This is a genomic window from Allobosea sp. RIT-PG3_2 (assembly GCF_057321085.1).
In genome coordinates this window covers 190,781-205,137 of sequence record NZ_JBXWCA010000006.1, presented here as the reverse complement: position 1 = coordinate 205,137, position 14,357 = coordinate 190,781, and the positions used below count along the sequence as shown (strand labels likewise).

Annotated in this window: 13 protein-coding genes; 7 read left to right on the top strand and 6 right to left on the bottom strand. The window is 66.6% G+C overall.

The genetic code is table 11. The annotated features are described in order from the left end of the window. The first annotated feature begins 92 nt into the window (after window positions 1-92). Together dksA and AC2FAN_RS18520 are read left to right on the top strand one after the other, a co-directional pair. Window positions 93-515, top strand: a complete 423-nt coding sequence (dksA, locus tag AC2FAN_RS18525) for an RNA polymerase-binding protein DksA (protein WP_265053972.1) — start codon at window positions 93-95, stop codon at window positions 513-515. Window positions 516-989: 474 nt separating this feature from the next. Next, entirely contained in the window at window positions 990-2,771 is a 1,782-nt protein-coding gene (locus AC2FAN_RS18520) for a hypothetical protein (RefSeq protein ID WP_476804787.1), read from the top strand. Between the two features lie 201 nt (window positions 2,772-2,972). On the opposite strand, the gene flgH is transcribed toward AC2FAN_RS18520, so the two are convergent. From flgH to flgF, 4 genes are read right to left on the bottom strand one after another with little or no spacing between them, the layout of a single operon-like run. Next, window positions 2,973-3,725 (bottom strand): flagellar basal body L-ring protein FlgH, encoded by a 753-nt coding sequence (flgH, locus tag AC2FAN_RS18515; RefSeq protein WP_265053974.1) that lies wholly within the window; start codon window positions 3,723-3,725, stop codon window positions 2,973-2,975. 17 nt (window positions 3,726-3,742) lie between these two features. Beyond that, window positions 3,743-4,801 (bottom strand): flagellar basal body P-ring formation chaperone FlgA, encoded by a 1,059-nt coding sequence (flgA, locus tag AC2FAN_RS18510; protein ID WP_485175848.1) that lies wholly within the window; start codon window positions 4,799-4,801, stop codon window positions 3,743-3,745. A 16-nt stretch (window positions 4,802-4,817) separates the two neighbouring features. Then, complete coding sequence (flgG, locus tag AC2FAN_RS18505; protein WP_485175847.1) at window positions 4,818-5,609, bottom strand: flagellar basal-body rod protein FlgG; 792 nt, start codon at window positions 5,607-5,609, stop codon at window positions 4,818-4,820. Window positions 5,610-5,630: 21 nt separating this feature from the next. Further along, window positions 5,631-6,374, bottom strand: a complete 744-nt coding sequence (flgF, locus tag AC2FAN_RS18500; RefSeq protein ID WP_485175846.1) for a flagellar basal-body rod protein FlgF — start codon at window positions 6,372-6,374, stop codon at window positions 5,631-5,633. A gap of 283 nt (window positions 6,375-6,657) precedes the next feature. Between flgF and fliL the strand changes: the two genes are divergently transcribed. From fliL to AC2FAN_RS18475, 5 genes are all read left to right on the top strand, one after another. After that, window positions 6,658-7,152, top strand: a complete 495-nt coding sequence (gene fliL / locus AC2FAN_RS18495; protein ID WP_265054851.1) for a flagellar basal body-associated protein FliL — start codon at window positions 6,658-6,660, stop codon at window positions 7,150-7,152. A 42-nt stretch (window positions 7,153-7,194) separates the two neighbouring features. After that, the gene (gene fliM, locus AC2FAN_RS18490) at window positions 7,195-8,322 is read left to right on the top strand and encodes a flagellar motor switch protein FliM (protein WP_442864997.1); all 1,128 of its coding nucleotides are present in this window, start codon (window positions 7,195-7,197) and stop codon (window positions 8,320-8,322) included. A gap of 11 nt (window positions 8,323-8,333) precedes the next feature. Beyond that, on the top strand, window positions 8,334-8,798 hold the full coding sequence (locus AC2FAN_RS18485) for a DUF6468 domain-containing protein (protein WP_485175845.1): 465 nt from the start codon (window positions 8,334-8,336) through the stop codon (window positions 8,796-8,798). Continuing rightward, window positions 8,795-9,628 carry a MotE family protein gene (locus AC2FAN_RS18480; RefSeq protein ID WP_485175844.1) on the top strand — a complete coding sequence of 278 codons (834 nt, stop codon included), beginning with the start codon at window positions 8,795-8,797 and terminating at the stop codon, window positions 9,626-9,628. Before AC2FAN_RS18485 ends, AC2FAN_RS18480 begins: the two co-directional genes overlap by 4 nt. 77 nt (window positions 9,629-9,705) lie before the next feature. Then, window positions 9,706-13,167, top strand: coding sequence for an ATP-binding protein (locus AC2FAN_RS18475; protein ID WP_485175843.1), 3,462 nt, complete (start codon window positions 9,706-9,708; stop codon window positions 13,165-13,167). A 45-nt stretch (window positions 13,168-13,212) separates the two neighbouring features. Here the strand turns inward: AC2FAN_RS18475 and AC2FAN_RS18470 are convergent, their stop codons facing one another. Continuing rightward, window positions 13,213-13,557, bottom strand: coding sequence for a lipid-A-disaccharide synthase N-terminal domain-containing protein (locus AC2FAN_RS18470; protein ID WP_265053981.1), 345 nt, complete (start codon window positions 13,555-13,557; stop codon window positions 13,213-13,215). After that, the gene (locus tag AC2FAN_RS18465) at window positions 13,557-14,300 is read right to left on the bottom strand and encodes a glycosyltransferase family 2 protein (protein WP_476804793.1); all 744 of its coding nucleotides are present in this window, start codon (window positions 14,298-14,300) and stop codon (window positions 13,557-13,559) included. The genes AC2FAN_RS18470 and AC2FAN_RS18465 overlap by 1 nt, the downstream gene beginning before the upstream one ends. Window positions 14,301-14,357 lie beyond the last annotated feature (57 nt).

Genomic DNA, 14,357 nt, shown 5'->3' with positions numbered 1-14,357 from the left:
TTGAAACGGATCGCTATAAGGACGCGAAATCGGCTCACCCTCCCGCGGCAAAGCCGAGGGGCGCGTGAGCGGACAACTCAGAGAGCGCGCCCATGTCGAAGCAGATCATCCTCGATGCGGATTATAAACCGAGCGATGACGAGCCGTTCATGAACGATCGTCAACGCGAGTATTTCCGCGGCAAGCTCCTCGCCTGGAAGGATGAGATCCTGAAGGAAGCGAAGGAGACCCTCGTCACGCTCCAGAGCGAGAGTGAGAATCACCCCGACATCGCCGACAGGGCTTCGTCCGAGACCGACCGCGCCATTGAGCTGCGCGCCCGCGACCGCCAGCGCAAGCTCATTGCCAAGATCGAAGCCGCCATCGCCCGGATCGATGACAATTCCTACGGCTATTGCGAGGAGACCGGCGAGCCGATCTCGCTGAAGCGCCTGGAAGCCCGTCCGATCGCCACGCTCTCGCTGGAAGCGCAGGAGCGCCACGAGCGCAACGAGCGCGTCTTCCGCGACGATTGAAGCGCACCGGCCGGCCGCTATCCGGAAAGCCCCACGCCTTAAGTCGTGGGGTTTTTTGTAGGAGAGGCATGAGCTTCGCCTCACCCCCCGTCTTTTCCCGAGAACAGCCGTTCTCGTTCGGGCACGACGGCCGGCTATCCCCAGACCACGCGTCCATCGCCTGACGAAGACATGCCATGAAATGCTCGAATGCGAGCGCGACCTCGTTCGAGCTAGGATGCGGCGCGTAAGACAGCGCCGCCTTGCGCGGCAGTGGCGCTGCTTTCAGCGGTATTCTCTTAGGGAAGCGCGGCGGCTCCTACTAGATTTTCCTCTTCCGGCTTTGCCTCCCTTGGCGTCAATCCGCTTTCTTCTCGCGGCTCCGCTTTCCAGGCTCCGAATCCGCCGCTCTTGAGAAACCGACGACCCGTCCATAAAACTCTGGGTTGCACATCGGAAGTCAGTCCAGACTGCCGGATTGCAGGGGCCAACGGCATGTTCGACCTCGACGCACCGGCAGAGAACATCGGCGTCCTCACGAAATGGCTGGCGGGTCAGCACCGGCCCGAACATCTGTATAGAGGGCAGACGAAGGACTACCCCGTCATGGTGCCGTCCATTTTTCGGCCTCTGGTGGCCGATCTCTCGGACGCTTCGCCCATCGCCAAGATCGATGCGGGCCGGCTCGGCAATTTTGCTCCACAGGCCGCAGCCCGGCTCGAGATGCTGAATCGCGTTATCGGCATAGCCGGCATTGGCCTCGGCAATATCATCGCCCAGCAATATGGCCTCACCTCCGAGTCTCTCGACGTTACTGAAAGCATCGATATCGCGAGCTTCTTCGCGACACGTCGGTACCCGAGCTACACTCACGTGGAAGATGGTATCGGTGTGATCTACCGTTTCGACTCCAGCGCGGGGCGGCGGTTGCGGTTTCCATTCACGCTCTCGAATCTCGATGACCTTTTCGAGCGCGGAAAGTCCGACGCAGGCTTCTTCGACTTCTTCGTCAAGAAAACCGAAATGGACCGCATTTTCGATCGTGATCGATGGTTCGGCTTCCAAGAGGGGGAGGAGAAAGTCGTATCCGCGATATCGTTCGCGACGAGTTGGCAGGACCTCGAAGAAGCGATCGACGCGCGACAGGCCGACCTTGCACGGCCGGGCCAAGCCGCGACAAGCCAACTCGCCCGCACGATAGACGCACTGGATTGGGGACGAACCCGCTTCGCCGCCCAGCGAGGCGGATTCATACGTCCCGCGATCTTCTGGAATTCCCTGGTCCCGAAGGACTACAGCCTCATCAACACACGCCAGGAAATGGCGCGCGCCTATGGCGGCGTGTCTCTCCGGTTTGACGGGGGATCAGATGAGCAGGGACCCATCAACGCTTTGCCGCTCATTATTCCGTCCTCGGCGATCAAGCAGACCATCGTAGGAGTCGAAAACCTTCGTTCACGTGCAGACTGCCAGGCCTTCTTCTTCCAGCATGGGCCGAGACGTGCTGCGCCCGTTTTCCGGCGGGGTCTTTGGCCCGAGCCATCGGAAGATCCCCTCTATGGCGAGCTTTGGAACCTCGCCATTCGAATGCTGATCCGTCGCCATTTTCCAAACGACATACCGCCGGTCGACGACCCCGATCACGGGCTGCTCGACCGCGGGTACCGCGTGGCAGGCGAGAAAGCGACCCGCGACGCGCGTGAGATCGAGGACATCTACCGCGGGCAACTCGAGGACGCGGAAGAGGCAATCGCAGCTCATGGGCCGACATCGACACGTTACGCGGCCAAGGGTTGGGCGTTGTTTCAGCTTGGCCGGCGCAGGGAAGCGCTGAGGGCTCTCGCCGAGGGCCTGCGCGCTGACCGGACCGATATCGATCTGCTCATAGGCTTGGCCGAGCTTCTCCGGGCGGCGAACAAGCCGAGATGGGCGGGGAAGGTCATCGAACATGGCGGTCGGATCGATCCGGACAGTCTTCGCGTCATCGAGGCTCTCGCAGACGCGCAGATGGACGCGTTAGATTTTGCCGGCGCTGCGGGCACGGTCGATCGCGGCTTGGCCCTTGCGGATGAAAGCCTGGACTGGCGAGAGCGAGCTCGGTTCGTCGTCCTGCGGATCGCGCTGGCGGAGCTTCTCGGCGAACAGGCGCTTTCCACACAGTTGCGCGATGTTGCTCGGAAGGCCGACATCGACATCGAAGAAGCCCATGAGCTTGTCCTGAAACTGCGTGCGCTCAAGGCGCGATCAGACAATGCGGGCGCCGGCCCTCAACAATGAGGAGCGGTGCGGCGAGAGCATCTTTATCGTTCGATGGAAAAGCCCCGCGTCGGGAGAACGCGGGGCTTCGGGCCGCCTGCTTGTCGGCTTGGGGAGCGTGGCGGGCGGCCGGGGCTGTCGGCGGCTCGGGAGAGACCGCCGGCCGAACCGGCGCGGAGACAAGGGGGAGCGTTCCGCGCCGTCCGGGTTCCGGAAAAGGGGTTAGAAGGGCAGCAGGATATCCATGACCTGCTGGCCGTAGCGCGGCTGCTGGACATCGGTGATCTGGCCGCGGCCGCCATATGCGATGCGTGCCTGGGCGATCTTGGTCGACTCGATCGTGTTGTCCGATTCGATGTCCTCGGGCCGGATCACGCCCGCGACGATCAGCTCGCGGATCTCGAAGTTGACGCGGATCTCCTGCTTGCCCTCGATCACGAGGTTGCCGTTGGGCAGGTTCTGCGTGACGACCGCCGCGACATTGGTCGCCAGGGTCTCGGAACGGTTCACCGAGCCGGCGCCCTCGCTCGACCCTTCCGAATCCAGCTTCAGCAGCGAGGACGACTTGGCCCCGTCCGGCAGGAACTTGTCGAGCTTGTTCTCGAAGCCGAAGGTGTTGTCGGCGCCGAAATCCTCGCCGTTCTTGCGGCTGCGCTTCGTCGTGTTGTTGAGCTGGGCCTTGTCGGTCACCTTGACCTTGACGGTGACGAGATCGCCGACATTGCGGGCGCGCTGATCCTTGAAGAAGGCGCGCGATCCGGTGCGCCAAAGCGAGTTCGGCGCATAGGAAGCGTGCTCCATCGCCGGCATCGGCATCTGCACCGGCTTGTAGCCCTTGGCGGCGGTCGGATCATCGACCGGCGACAGCGTCGGCGCCTGGCCGACATTGGCGAGGCGGTCGCCGATGCCGCAGGCGCCGAGCGAGGCGGTGAGCATCAGCAATGCGGAGAGCTTGGCGAGACGATGCGCGTACATGGCGGTTTCCATGGCTGTCACTGGGCGCTTGCGATGCGGCCGGCGGCGGAGGGCTGGACGGAAACCCGCCCGGGGCCGCTGACCTTGCCTTGCAGCACGCGCTTGGATTGAGGATTGGTGACGGAGACGACGTCGCCCATCGCGCCGGCCTCGCTGGCCCGGCCACGGAGCGTGATCAGCAGCCCCGGCGCCTCGTAGACGATGGTGACGAGGTCGCCCTTGGCGACGATCTCCTCGCGCTGGACGTCGCCGTTGCGCAGCGGCACGCCGGCGAGCAGGGCCCGGCGCGCGACCTTATCGATGGCGGCGCGGGCGTCGCCGATGATCTCGCCGCCCTGCCCGTCGCGCGGGCGGCGCTCGACCACGACATCGTCCTTGCCGAGCGTCTCGCCGCGGGTGATCAGCCGCTTCGGCACGACGACCTCGACGGTCTCGACGAGCTGGCCGGAGATGCGCAGCGGCTTCAGCCGCATCGCCATGCTGCCGGGCACCGCAAGCCGGGCCTGAAGACGGCGCGAGCGGGCATCGAAGGAGAGGTCGAGGACGCTGACGTCGCCCGTGAGTTCGGGCTCGACCGCGATGGACGGAGCCCCGCCATCGATCGACAATGCGAAGACACGGGCATCGACGCCGAAGCGCTCCTGCAGCCCGACCTTTACTGCCGCCTCGAGGTCCGAGGCGGTGATGCGGCGCGCGGTGCGGGTCACGACGACCTGTGCGAAACCCTGGCTCTCCAGCTCCGAGACCTCGCGGACGATGCCGGCAGCGCGGGCGGCCTCGACGATGCGCGCCACCTGGATGGTGCCGGTCTCGCCCAGGCCCGGTGCCCGGAAGGCGGCGGTCGCGGCGGCTTCGCTGGCGAGGCCCGGAATGAGATCGCCGAAGGTGACGAGGTCGCGCGCCAGATTGATCTCGGGACGCAGTTGCAGCTTGCGCGGCAGCGTGGCGGCGGGAGCCGCGGCGGATGCGGCAGCGGACGCGACCGGCGCGGGTTGCGGATGATGCTGGCTCTGCTGAGGCGCGGCCAGCGCGGTGGCGCTCGACAGCAACAGCGCGGCGAGGGAGAGGCGGATCATGATGCAAAGCCCTCCGTCAGCCACGGAACATCTGGGTCGTCGCCGACATCATCTGGTCGGCGGCAGTGATGACCTTGGAATTCATCTCATAGGCACGCTGCGCCGCGATGAGGGAGGAGAGCTCCGTCACGGCCTGGACGTTGCCCTCTTCGAGGTAGTTCTGCTGCAGCGTGCCGAAGCCCTCGCCGCCGCCGAAGCCGTCGATCGGCTGCCCCGACGCTGCGGTCTCGATGTAGAGGTTGTCGCCGATCGACTCGAGGCCGACCTTGTTGACGAAACGCACGAGCTGGATCTGGCCGAGCTGCTGCGGTGCAGTCTGCCCCGGCATCATGGCTTCGACGATGCCCTGCGCGTTGATGCTGACGCTGGTGGCGTTGTTGGGCACGGTGATGCCGGGCTCGACCTGATAGCCGTCGCGGGTCACGAGCTGCCCTTGCGAGTCGAGGTCGAAGGAGCCGTCGCGGCTATAGGTGGTGCGGCCGTCCGGCATGCGGACGCGGAAGAAGCCCTCGCCGCGGATGGCGAGGTCGTAGGGCTTTTCTGTCGGGCTGATATTGCCCTGCGTCATCACGCGGCCGGTCGAGACCGTCTTGACGCCGGAACCGATGAAGGTGCCGGCCGGGACCTGCGTGTTCTGGTCGGAGGTCGCCGAGCCGGCGCGCCGGAAGTTTTCGTAGAGCAGATCCTGGAAATGGACCTGCTGGCGCTTGTAGCCGGTGGTCCGGACGTTGGCGATGTTGTTGGAGATGACCTGGACGTTCATCTCCTGGGCCATCATGCCGGTAGCGGCTGTCTGCATGGCGCGCATCGTGCTGGCTCCTTTCCGCTATCAGGCCTGCTGGTCCGCCAGGCGCGTGATCGCCCGGCTGCGCAGCTCATCGGATTTGCTGATCATGTTGGCGACGCTCTGGTAGTTGCGCTGCACCTCCATCAGGCGGGTCAGCTCGACCACGGCCTTGACGTTCGAGCGCTCGATCGCGCCGGGCTCGAGCCTCGCCTCGGGGCCGGCCGCCTGGGCGGCGACCGTCGAGGAGAACAGGTTGGTGCCCTCGCTGACCAGCGCGGCCGGATTGGCGAAGCGGACCTGACGGAGCTTGCCGCGCGTGCCCTGGTCGCTGCTCACAGTGCCGTCGGCGGCGATGCGCATCGCAAATTCGCTGGAGCCGAAGGCGATCGGGCCGGCTTCGCCCATCACCGGCAGCCCGGTCTGGGTGACGAGCCGGCCTTGCCGGTCGATGCTCAGCGATCCCGCCCTTGTGTAGCGCTCGCCGTTCGGCGTCTGCACGACGAGGTAGTTGTCGCCCTTCAGCGCGACGTCGAGCGGGTTGCCCGTGAGTTCGACCGCGCCCTGCGACAGGTCGAGCGGCGTGCCGTTGTCGATGACATAGGATAGCGGCCGATCGGTCGGCTTGAACGCATCCGCCTTCGCGACCGGCATGATGAATTCGTTGAAGCGCGCGTTGCGTGCCTTGAATCCATTGGTGCCGACATTCGCCATGTTGTTGGCGATGACGTCCAGCTCGCGCGCCAGGGCCACCTGGCGCGACAGGCCGATGAGAAGCGCGTTCTCCACGGCTCAACTCCCGATCATGTCCCGCGGCAACCTCGACGCTCCCCAGCGCAGTCGCCACGGCAGACTCCCCGCAATCGCCGTGCCAGCATGGTTAATTTCAACAAGATATTGAAATCAAAAAGATTATCCTTCTGGAAGGAGCACTCGAAAGCCCGGCACGACCTGCAAAAATCGGCAAGAACGACCCGGCAAATTCTGCCGCCCTTAACGACGCGTTAACCGTGATTGGCGAAGGTGAGCCATGGACGGCAGAACGCCGCCCGACGGCCGGGATGCGGAAGAGATGGCGAAGAAAGCCAAGACGGAAGAAGGCGCCTCAGGCGAAGCGGCGCCGAAGAGCAAGAAGAAGCTCTTCATCATCGGCGGCGTCGTGCTGCTGGCCGCGGCCGGCGCAGGCGGCTGGTTCTTCCTGAAGAAGCCCTCTGCCGAACAGCTTGCCGCCGCCGAAGCCGCCAAGCCGAAGAAGCCCGCCACCTTCCTCGAGATGAAGGACATGATGATCGGCATGTCCAATGGCGGCCAGCAGGACCGCCAGCCGGTGATGAAGATCAAGGTCGTGCTCGAGATCGGCGATGTGAAGGTCTCGGAAGAGGTCAAGCCGCTGCTGCCGCGTGTCGAGGACGCCTTCCAGGTCTTCATGCGCGAACTGCGCCCCTCCGATCTCGAAGGCTCGGCCGGCATGTACCGGTTGAAGGAGGAGCTGCTGCGCCGCGTCAACCTGACGGTCTACCCGGCCAAGGTCGACGCCGTGCTGTTCAAGGAACTGCTGGTGCAGTGAGCCGGGATACCCTGAGCTCCGGAACGAGATGACGGCGGAACGATGAGCACCGAGCGCGACAACCCCGCACTGGCCGACGAGCCGCTGACGCCGGAAGGCATGGCGGCCGGCTGGACCACGATGCCTGATATCGTCGAGGAGGATGGCGAGCAGGAAGGCGGTACCGACCGCCTGATGTCGCAAGAAGAAATCGACACGATGCTCGGTTTCTCCAGCGGCGACGACAAGGATGGCCGCAACGGCATCCAGGCGATCGTCGATTCCGGCTCGGTCGCCTATGAGCGCCTGCCGATGCTCGAGATCATCTTCGAGCGTCTCGTGCGCCTGCTCTCGACCAGCCTGCGCAACTTCTTCACGGACAATGTCGAGGTCACGCTGGAGAGCATTCGCTCTGTGCGCTTCGGCGACTACATCAACTCGATCTCGCAGCCGGCGCTGCTCTCGGTGTTCAAGGCCGAGGAGTGGGACAATTTCGGCCTGATCACCATCGAATCGGCCCTGACCTATTCGGTCATGGACGCCATGTTCGGCGGCAAGCGTGGCCAGCCGGCGCCGCGCATCGACGGCAGGCCGTTCACCTCGATCGAGATCCGCCTGATCCGCCGCGTCATCGGGCTGGTGCTGAGCGACGCGGAAGCTGCCTTCAAGCCGCTTTCGCCCGTGAGCTTCACCGTCGACCGCGTCGAATCCAACCCGCGCTTCGTCTCGATCTCCCGCCCCGCGAACGCCGCCATCCGGGTCGAGCTGAAGTTCGACATGGAGGGGCGCGGCGGCGCGCTGCACATCCTCCTGCCCTACGCGACCATCGAGCCGATCCGTGAATTGCTGCTCGAAAGCTTCATGGGCGAGAAGCTGGGCCGCGACCCCATCTGGGAGAACCATCTCGCGACCGAAGTCTGGCAGGCCGATGTCGACGTCACCTGCGTGCTGCACGAGACGCAGATGCCGCTGAAGCGCGTGATGAAGCTCGAGATCGGCGACACGCTGATGTTCGACAGCCGCCCGGACTCGACCGTTTCTCTGCGCTGCGGCGACTTCATCGTCACCGAAGGACGGATCGGACGTGTCGACGACAAGATCGCCGTCCAGGTGACCAGTCCGCTCCGGCGTTCGAAGACGACGCTCGCCGCCTTCGACAGCCTCGCCAGCCATCTCGGCGCCACGACCTGAGCAAGGATGCCATGACGATCAATCTCATCGCCGACGTGCTTGTCGCCAGCCTCCTGGTCGCCACCATCATCACCTGCTTCATCCTGACCAGGCGTATCGAGCGCCTCAAGGCAGACGAGGCCGGGATGCGCCAGACGGTTGGTGCCCTCATCACCGCCACCGACAACGCCGAGCGCGCCATCGCCGGTCTCAAGCACACGCTGGGCGACTGTGATCGCACGCTGGAAGAGCGCCTGCGCACGGCCGAGCGCTACGCCGCCGATCTCGCCGCCCAGGTCGAGGCCGGTCAGGCCGTGATGGAGCGCATCGGCCAGATCGTCAGCGCCGCCAGTCTCGTCGGCGCCAAGTCAGGCCCGGACGCCGCACAGGCTGCCGAGCCGGTGCCTGCGCCCGTCTCCCGCCTTGAAAGCGCTGCACAGTCCGCCGCGGCCATCCGCGCCCGCGCCGCCCGCCGCCTCGAGGAACAGGCTGCGTGATCGAAAGACCCCGCCTCCTGCCGGCAGTGATCCTCGGCGCCATGGGACTCCTGGCGCTGAAGCTGCTTGCCTGGACGGCGGAGCCCGCCCCCGGCAAGATTCCGCCCGATCCCCCGGTCTTCGCCAATGCCGCCGGCGGCAAGCCCAAGGCGGAGAAGGAGGTCTGGGGCCTGGCGAAGATCATCGCGCGCGCCCATGCGCCGGACTTCTTCGATCCCGAGACCACAGGTTCCGTTCCAGCTCCCGACCCGAAGAAGGAGCAGGAGAAGAAGGACGCCGAGGCGAAGGCCGAGGCCGCCCGCGCCGCCAATCCCAACAACAAGGCCGGCATCATGAACGGCACGGCCAAGGCCGTGTCGCCGTCGGAGAAGGCCATCCTCGAACGGCTCGGCGAGCGCCGCGAGGAACTCGACAGCCGCATGCGCGAACTGGAGATGCGCGAGCGCCTGCTGGATTCGGCCGAGAAGAAGCTCGATGGCCGCGTCGGCGATCTCAAGACCCTCGAGGACAAGGTCACCCCGGGGGCGAAGGCCGCTGTCGAGGAGACGAAGGCGATCAAGAACCTCGTCATCATGTACGAGGCGATGAAGCCGAAAGATGCCGCACGCGTCTTCGACAGGCTGGGTCTCGAAGTCCTCGTCCCGGTCGTCCAGCAGATGAACCCGCGCAAGATGTCCGAAGTGCTCGCCGCGATGTCTCCGGAACGCGCGGAGAAACTCACCATCGCGCTGGCGACCAGCGGCCGCATGCCGAGCTTCGAGCGCGTGGCGAACGAAGCCGCCCTGCCCGGCAACGAACTGCCCGCGATCGCCCCCGCTCCGCAGCGCTAACTCCTCGAATTCCGGTCGCCCGGACCGGCCCTGTTAAGGGCGCGTTATGGTTGACGCGCTAGCGTGCCCGAGGGCCGTTGCGTCTGCCGGATGCGACGGGCCCGCTGTTGCGTTGGGTCGAGTATTCCGGTTTGCCTTTGTCGCGTTCCCTCGCCTTCGGTATCGGGCTGGCCGCTCTCGCGCTCGCCGCCGGCCTCGACGCGCCCGCGCTCGCCGCCGGCGCGACCTTGCGCGGCGAGACGATGCCGGCGGGCTTCGGCCGCCTGTCCCTTGCCTTCGAGGAGCCGACGCAGACCCGCATCCGCGTCGCAAACGGTGTGCTGATCGTCGCCTTCGGCAGCCCCGTGCAGGTCGATGTCGCGCGCATCGCCCGCGACCTGCCCAACTATGTTTCGGTCGCCCGTATTGATCCCGACGGGCGCGGCATGCGCTTCGCCCTGACCCAGCCCTACAAGGCGAATCTGATCGAGGCCGGCGACAAGGCCTTCATCGATTTGCTGCCGCAGAACTGGGCCGGCGTGATGCCCGGCCCCCCGCCGGAAGCCATCGCCGAACTGACCGAGCGGCTGCGTCTGGCCGAGGCGAAGGCGAAGGCCGCTGCGCGCCAGCCGCCCGCGCCACCGGCCGTGCTGACGATGCGCTCGGCCAGCCTGCCGACGCTGGAGCGCCTGATCTTCAAGGCGCCTTCCGAGACGAATCTCGCCAGCGAGCTTTCGGACGGCACGCTCAAGCTCGTGTTCGACAAGCCGATGAATGTCGAGGCGGCCGAGATCCGCACCGCCTTGCCGCCCGACGTCGCGCTCGCCGGGCTGGATGCCGGCAAGGAGGCGCTGACGCTGACCCTCTCCATCCCGAAGGAGTGGCAGGTCCGCACCTTCAACGACGAGACCGGGCTGGTCGTCGACCTGCTGCGGCCCGCCAAGACGGCAGCGCTGTCGCTCCCGGATATCGACAAGCCCCAGCCTCCCGCCGCGCCGACAGCCGCCCCGTCCTCCGCCGGACCTGCCGCGAAGCCTGCCGCCGCTCAGCCGGCCACGCAACCGGCCGCGCCCGCCCCGCAGCCGGCGGCCGCGACGATCGCTCCAGAGCCGCCTCCGGGGCCCGTCGCCATCACGGCCGAGGATAACCGCCTCGATTTCCGCTTTCCCCGCCAGACCGGCGCCGCAGCGTTCCTCGACGCCGGCCTGATGACGCTGGTCTTCGATACCCGCGACACCATCGATCCCGCCCGCCTCACCGGCTTGCTGCCGAAGCTGATCGAGGACAGTTCGGTGAGCCGCGAAGGCCGGATCACGCTCGTGCGCCTGCGCCTCGCCGGCCAGCCGCTCGCCCGCTTCTTCGACGACGGCAACGCCTGGTCGCTCGATCTCGGCGGGGATGCCGGCAAGGCCGCCGCCCCGGTCGAGCCGCAGCGCAGCATGGACGAACGCGGCCAGACCATCGTCGCCGTGCCGCTCGCCGGCCTGACCGGTATCCATTGGCTGGAATCCGGCCCCGCCGGTCTGCCCGTCGCCGTGGCCACCGCGATCGGCCCGGTGCATCTGACGCCGAAGCCCTATCAGTTCGTCGAGTTCGGCCTGCTCCAGACCGCGCAGGGCCTTGCCGTCCAGCCGCGCTCGGACGATGTCGCCGTCCGGGCCGGCACGGAGCAGGTCCGCATCGGCCGCACCGGCGGTCTCAGCGTCTCGCTCGACGTCGCCGAGCCCGCCAGGCAGCAGGAAGCGAAAGTCGAGAAATCCGAATTGCCTCCGCTGCTCGATGCCGATGCCTGGGCGAAACTGCGCCTCGGCAATCTGCGCGACCGAGCCCGAGCGCTGATGCTCGACGTCACCGACGCTTCGCGCGGCCGCAAATCGGAGGCGCGGCTGACGCTCGCCCGCTTCTACGCCGCCAACGGCATGATGCCCGAAGCCGCTGGTCCGCTTGGAGCGATGCTGGCCGACGACACGGCCATGCGCGCCAACCGGGAGGCGCTTTTCCTGAAGGGCGTCGTCGCTGCGCAGATGCACCGCAATCAGGATGCGATCGCCGCCTTCGATGCCGAGCCGATCAAGGACGACATCGAGACCGGGCTCTGGCGCGCCCTGGTCGAGCAGCGCCTGAACCGGAACGCCAAGGCTCTGGTCGGCTTCCGCAGGGCCGAGGCCACGCTCGACCGCTACCCCGCCGATCTCCAGGGCGAGTTCCGCGAGGCGATGGCGCGGGCCGCACTCGCCATGCAGGACATGGGCATCGCCGAGCGGCAGGTCCAGGCGCTCGCGGACATGCCGCGCGGTAGTTTCGACCAGGAGCGTCTCGCCTTGCTGCAGGCCATGCTGGACGACGCCAGCGGCCGGCCCGAAGCGGCGATGAACGGCTACAAGTCACTGTTCGAGGCCAAGAGCCGGCCCGTCGCGGCGGACGCCCAATTGCGCGCTGTCAGGCTGGCCGACGCCGAGAAGCGAACCGATCTCAAGCCCGAGGAGGCCATCGCCCGGCTGGAAACGGTCTCGGTGATCTGGCGCGGCGGGCGGCTGGAGATCGAGGCGCTGGCCGAGCTCGGCCGGCTCTATGGCGACCAGCAGCGCTGGCGCGACGCTTTCATGGTTGCGCGCCGGGCGAACGAGAACTTCCCCGACGATCCGCTGACCCGGCGCATGCATGACGAGACCGCGCAGCGCTTCGCCGAGCTGTTCAGCGGTTCCGGGCTCGGCAACCTGCCCCGGATCGAGGCCTTGGCGCTGTTCTACGACTTCAAGGAATTCCTGCCGATCGGCCGGCGCGGCGACGAGATCACCCGCCTGCTCGGCGACCGGCTTGTCGAACTCGACCTGCTCGATCAGGCCGCCGAGATCCTGCGCTATCAGATGGATCGTCGCCTGAGCGGGGCTGCCCGCTCCACGGTCGCCGCCCGGCTCGCGATGATCGACCTGATGAACGGCAAGCCGGCCGAGGCCGTCCGTGCGCTCAATGCGACCCGGCTCGTCGAACTGCCCGCCGACGTCAAGCGAGCCCGGCTGCTGTTGGAAGCCAAGGCGCTCTCCGATCTCTCCCGCACCGATCAGGCGTTGGAGATGCTCGAGAGCGAGCGTGGCGTCGAGGTCGACCGGCTGCGCGCCGATATCTACTGGACCGGACGCCGCTGGCGCGAGGCCGGCGAGGCCTATGAGCGCCTTCTGGACGAAAGCTGGCGCGGCGACTCAGGCCTGACGGACCCCGAGCGCGCCGACGTGATGCGGGCCGGCGTCTCCTATGTGATGGCGAACGAGGCTTTGTCGCTCGATCGGCTGCGCAGCAAGTTCGCGCCGAAGATGGCGCGTAGCGCGGATGCCCGGACCTTCGCCTTCGTCACCGGCGCCAATCGCTCCCGCGCCGCCGACATCCGCGAAATGGCGCGCGCCACCGCCAATGCCGATACGGTCTCGGAATTCCTGAAGGCCTATCGCGAGCGCTATCCCGGCCTCTCGGCCGCGATCCGCAAGCCACCGCCGCAGCCCGACACCCTGCCCTCGCCTGCGCAGGGCGCGACGGCAGACCCGGCGACGCCGCAACGCAGCTGAGTTTCCCGTCATGCTCGGGCTTGACCCGAGAATGACGCGCTTTGCCTAGCCCGGCCCGGAATTCGTATCCTCGCCGCGCGCCCTGGCGCGCAGCACGAATTGCAGGTTGCGGATATAGACGAAGACGCCGAAGCCCTGCCCGAGGATGAAAACCGGGTCGCGCCGGTAGAGCGCATACATCAGGAGCAGCGCGCCGCCACCGATCGAGAACCACCAGAAGGTCATCGGCACGACCGAGCGCCCGGCCTTCTCGCTCGCCAGCCACTGCACGACGAAGCGCATGGTGAAGAGGCCCTGCGCGACGACGCCGAGCAGCACCCACCAGTCGATTTTGTTGACGAAGACATCGTGGAAATAATTCCCGATGGTCTGCTGCAGGTCGATCAGCATCACATCGTCTCCGAGATGATCTGCGGCACGCGCTTGCGCCGCCGGATCAGCCACCAGACACCGGCGAGGTCGAGGATGCCGACCCAGAGCCGGTCGAAGAAACCGTAATTCGAGACGCCCGTCAGCCGCGGCCGGTCGCGCACATCGGCATGCAGCACCTGATAGCCCTCCCGCGCCATCAGCGCCGGCATGAAGCGATGCAGCGCATCGAAGTAAGGCAAAGCGAGATAGGCCTCGCGCCGGAAGCACTTCAGCCCGCAGCCGGTGTCGCGCGTATCGTCCTTGAGCACGCGTCCGCGCACGCCATTGGCGATCTTCGACTGCCAGCGCTTGAAGCCGGTATCCTTGCGCCCGACGCGCTGGCCCTGCACCAGCCCGGCATGCAGCCCGCCCTTCTGCAGGGTCGCCACCATCTCCGGCAGGAAAGAGGGGTCGTTCTGGCCGTCACCGTCGAGCGTCGCCACGATCGCCGAGCGCGCATGGCGCACGCCACTGCGCACCGCCGCGCTCTGCCCGCAGGATTGGGCATGGGTGACGACGCGCAGCCAGGGCCGCGTATGCGCCAGTTCCGCGAGCGCATCGGCGGTGCCGTCGGTCGAGCCGTCATTGACGTAGACGACTTCGAAGGGGCCGATCGCCGCGCAGGCCTTCTCGATATCGGCGACAAGCGGCGCGATGTTGCCGACTTCGTTGCGTACGGGCACAACGACGCTGAGCAGCGGGTGGGAAGAGGTTTCGGTCAAAACGGCATCATCCGGAAAAACGGCCCGCAAACTGCGTCAGCTCAGTCGATAGGGCAA

Bases quoted from the DNA above. Each gene is read 5' to 3' on its own strand.
- flgH (WP_265053974.1), bottom strand. From the start codon at position 3,725: ATGTACGCGCATCGTCTCGCCAAGCTCTCCGCATTGCTGATGCTCACC.
- fliL (WP_265054851.1), top strand. From the start codon at position 6,658: ATGGCGAAGAAAGCCAAGACGGAAGAAGGCGCCTCAGGCGAAGCGGCG.
- AC2FAN_RS18470 (WP_265053981.1), bottom strand. From the start codon at position 13,557: ATGCTGATCGACCTGCAGCAGACCATCGGGAATTATTTCCACGATGTC.
- dksA (WP_265053972.1), top strand. From the start codon at position 93: ATGTCGAAGCAGATCATCCTCGATGCGGATTATAAACCGAGCGATGAC.
- AC2FAN_RS18485 (WP_485175845.1), top strand. From the start codon at position 8,334: ATGACGATCAATCTCATCGCCGACGTGCTTGTCGCCAGCCTCCTGGTC.
- flgG (WP_485175847.1), bottom strand. From the start codon at position 5,609: ATGCGCGCCATGCAGACAGCCGCTACCGGCATGATGGCCCAGGAGATG.
- flgA (WP_485175848.1), bottom strand. From the start codon at position 4,801: ATGATCCGCCTCTCCCTCGCCGCGCTGTTGCTGTCGAGCGCCACCGCG.
- fliM (WP_442864997.1), top strand. From the start codon at position 7,195: ATGAGCACCGAGCGCGACAACCCCGCACTGGCCGACGAGCCGCTGACG.
- AC2FAN_RS18520 (WP_476804787.1), top strand. From the start codon at position 990: ATGTTCGACCTCGACGCACCGGCAGAGAACATCGGCGTCCTCACGAAA.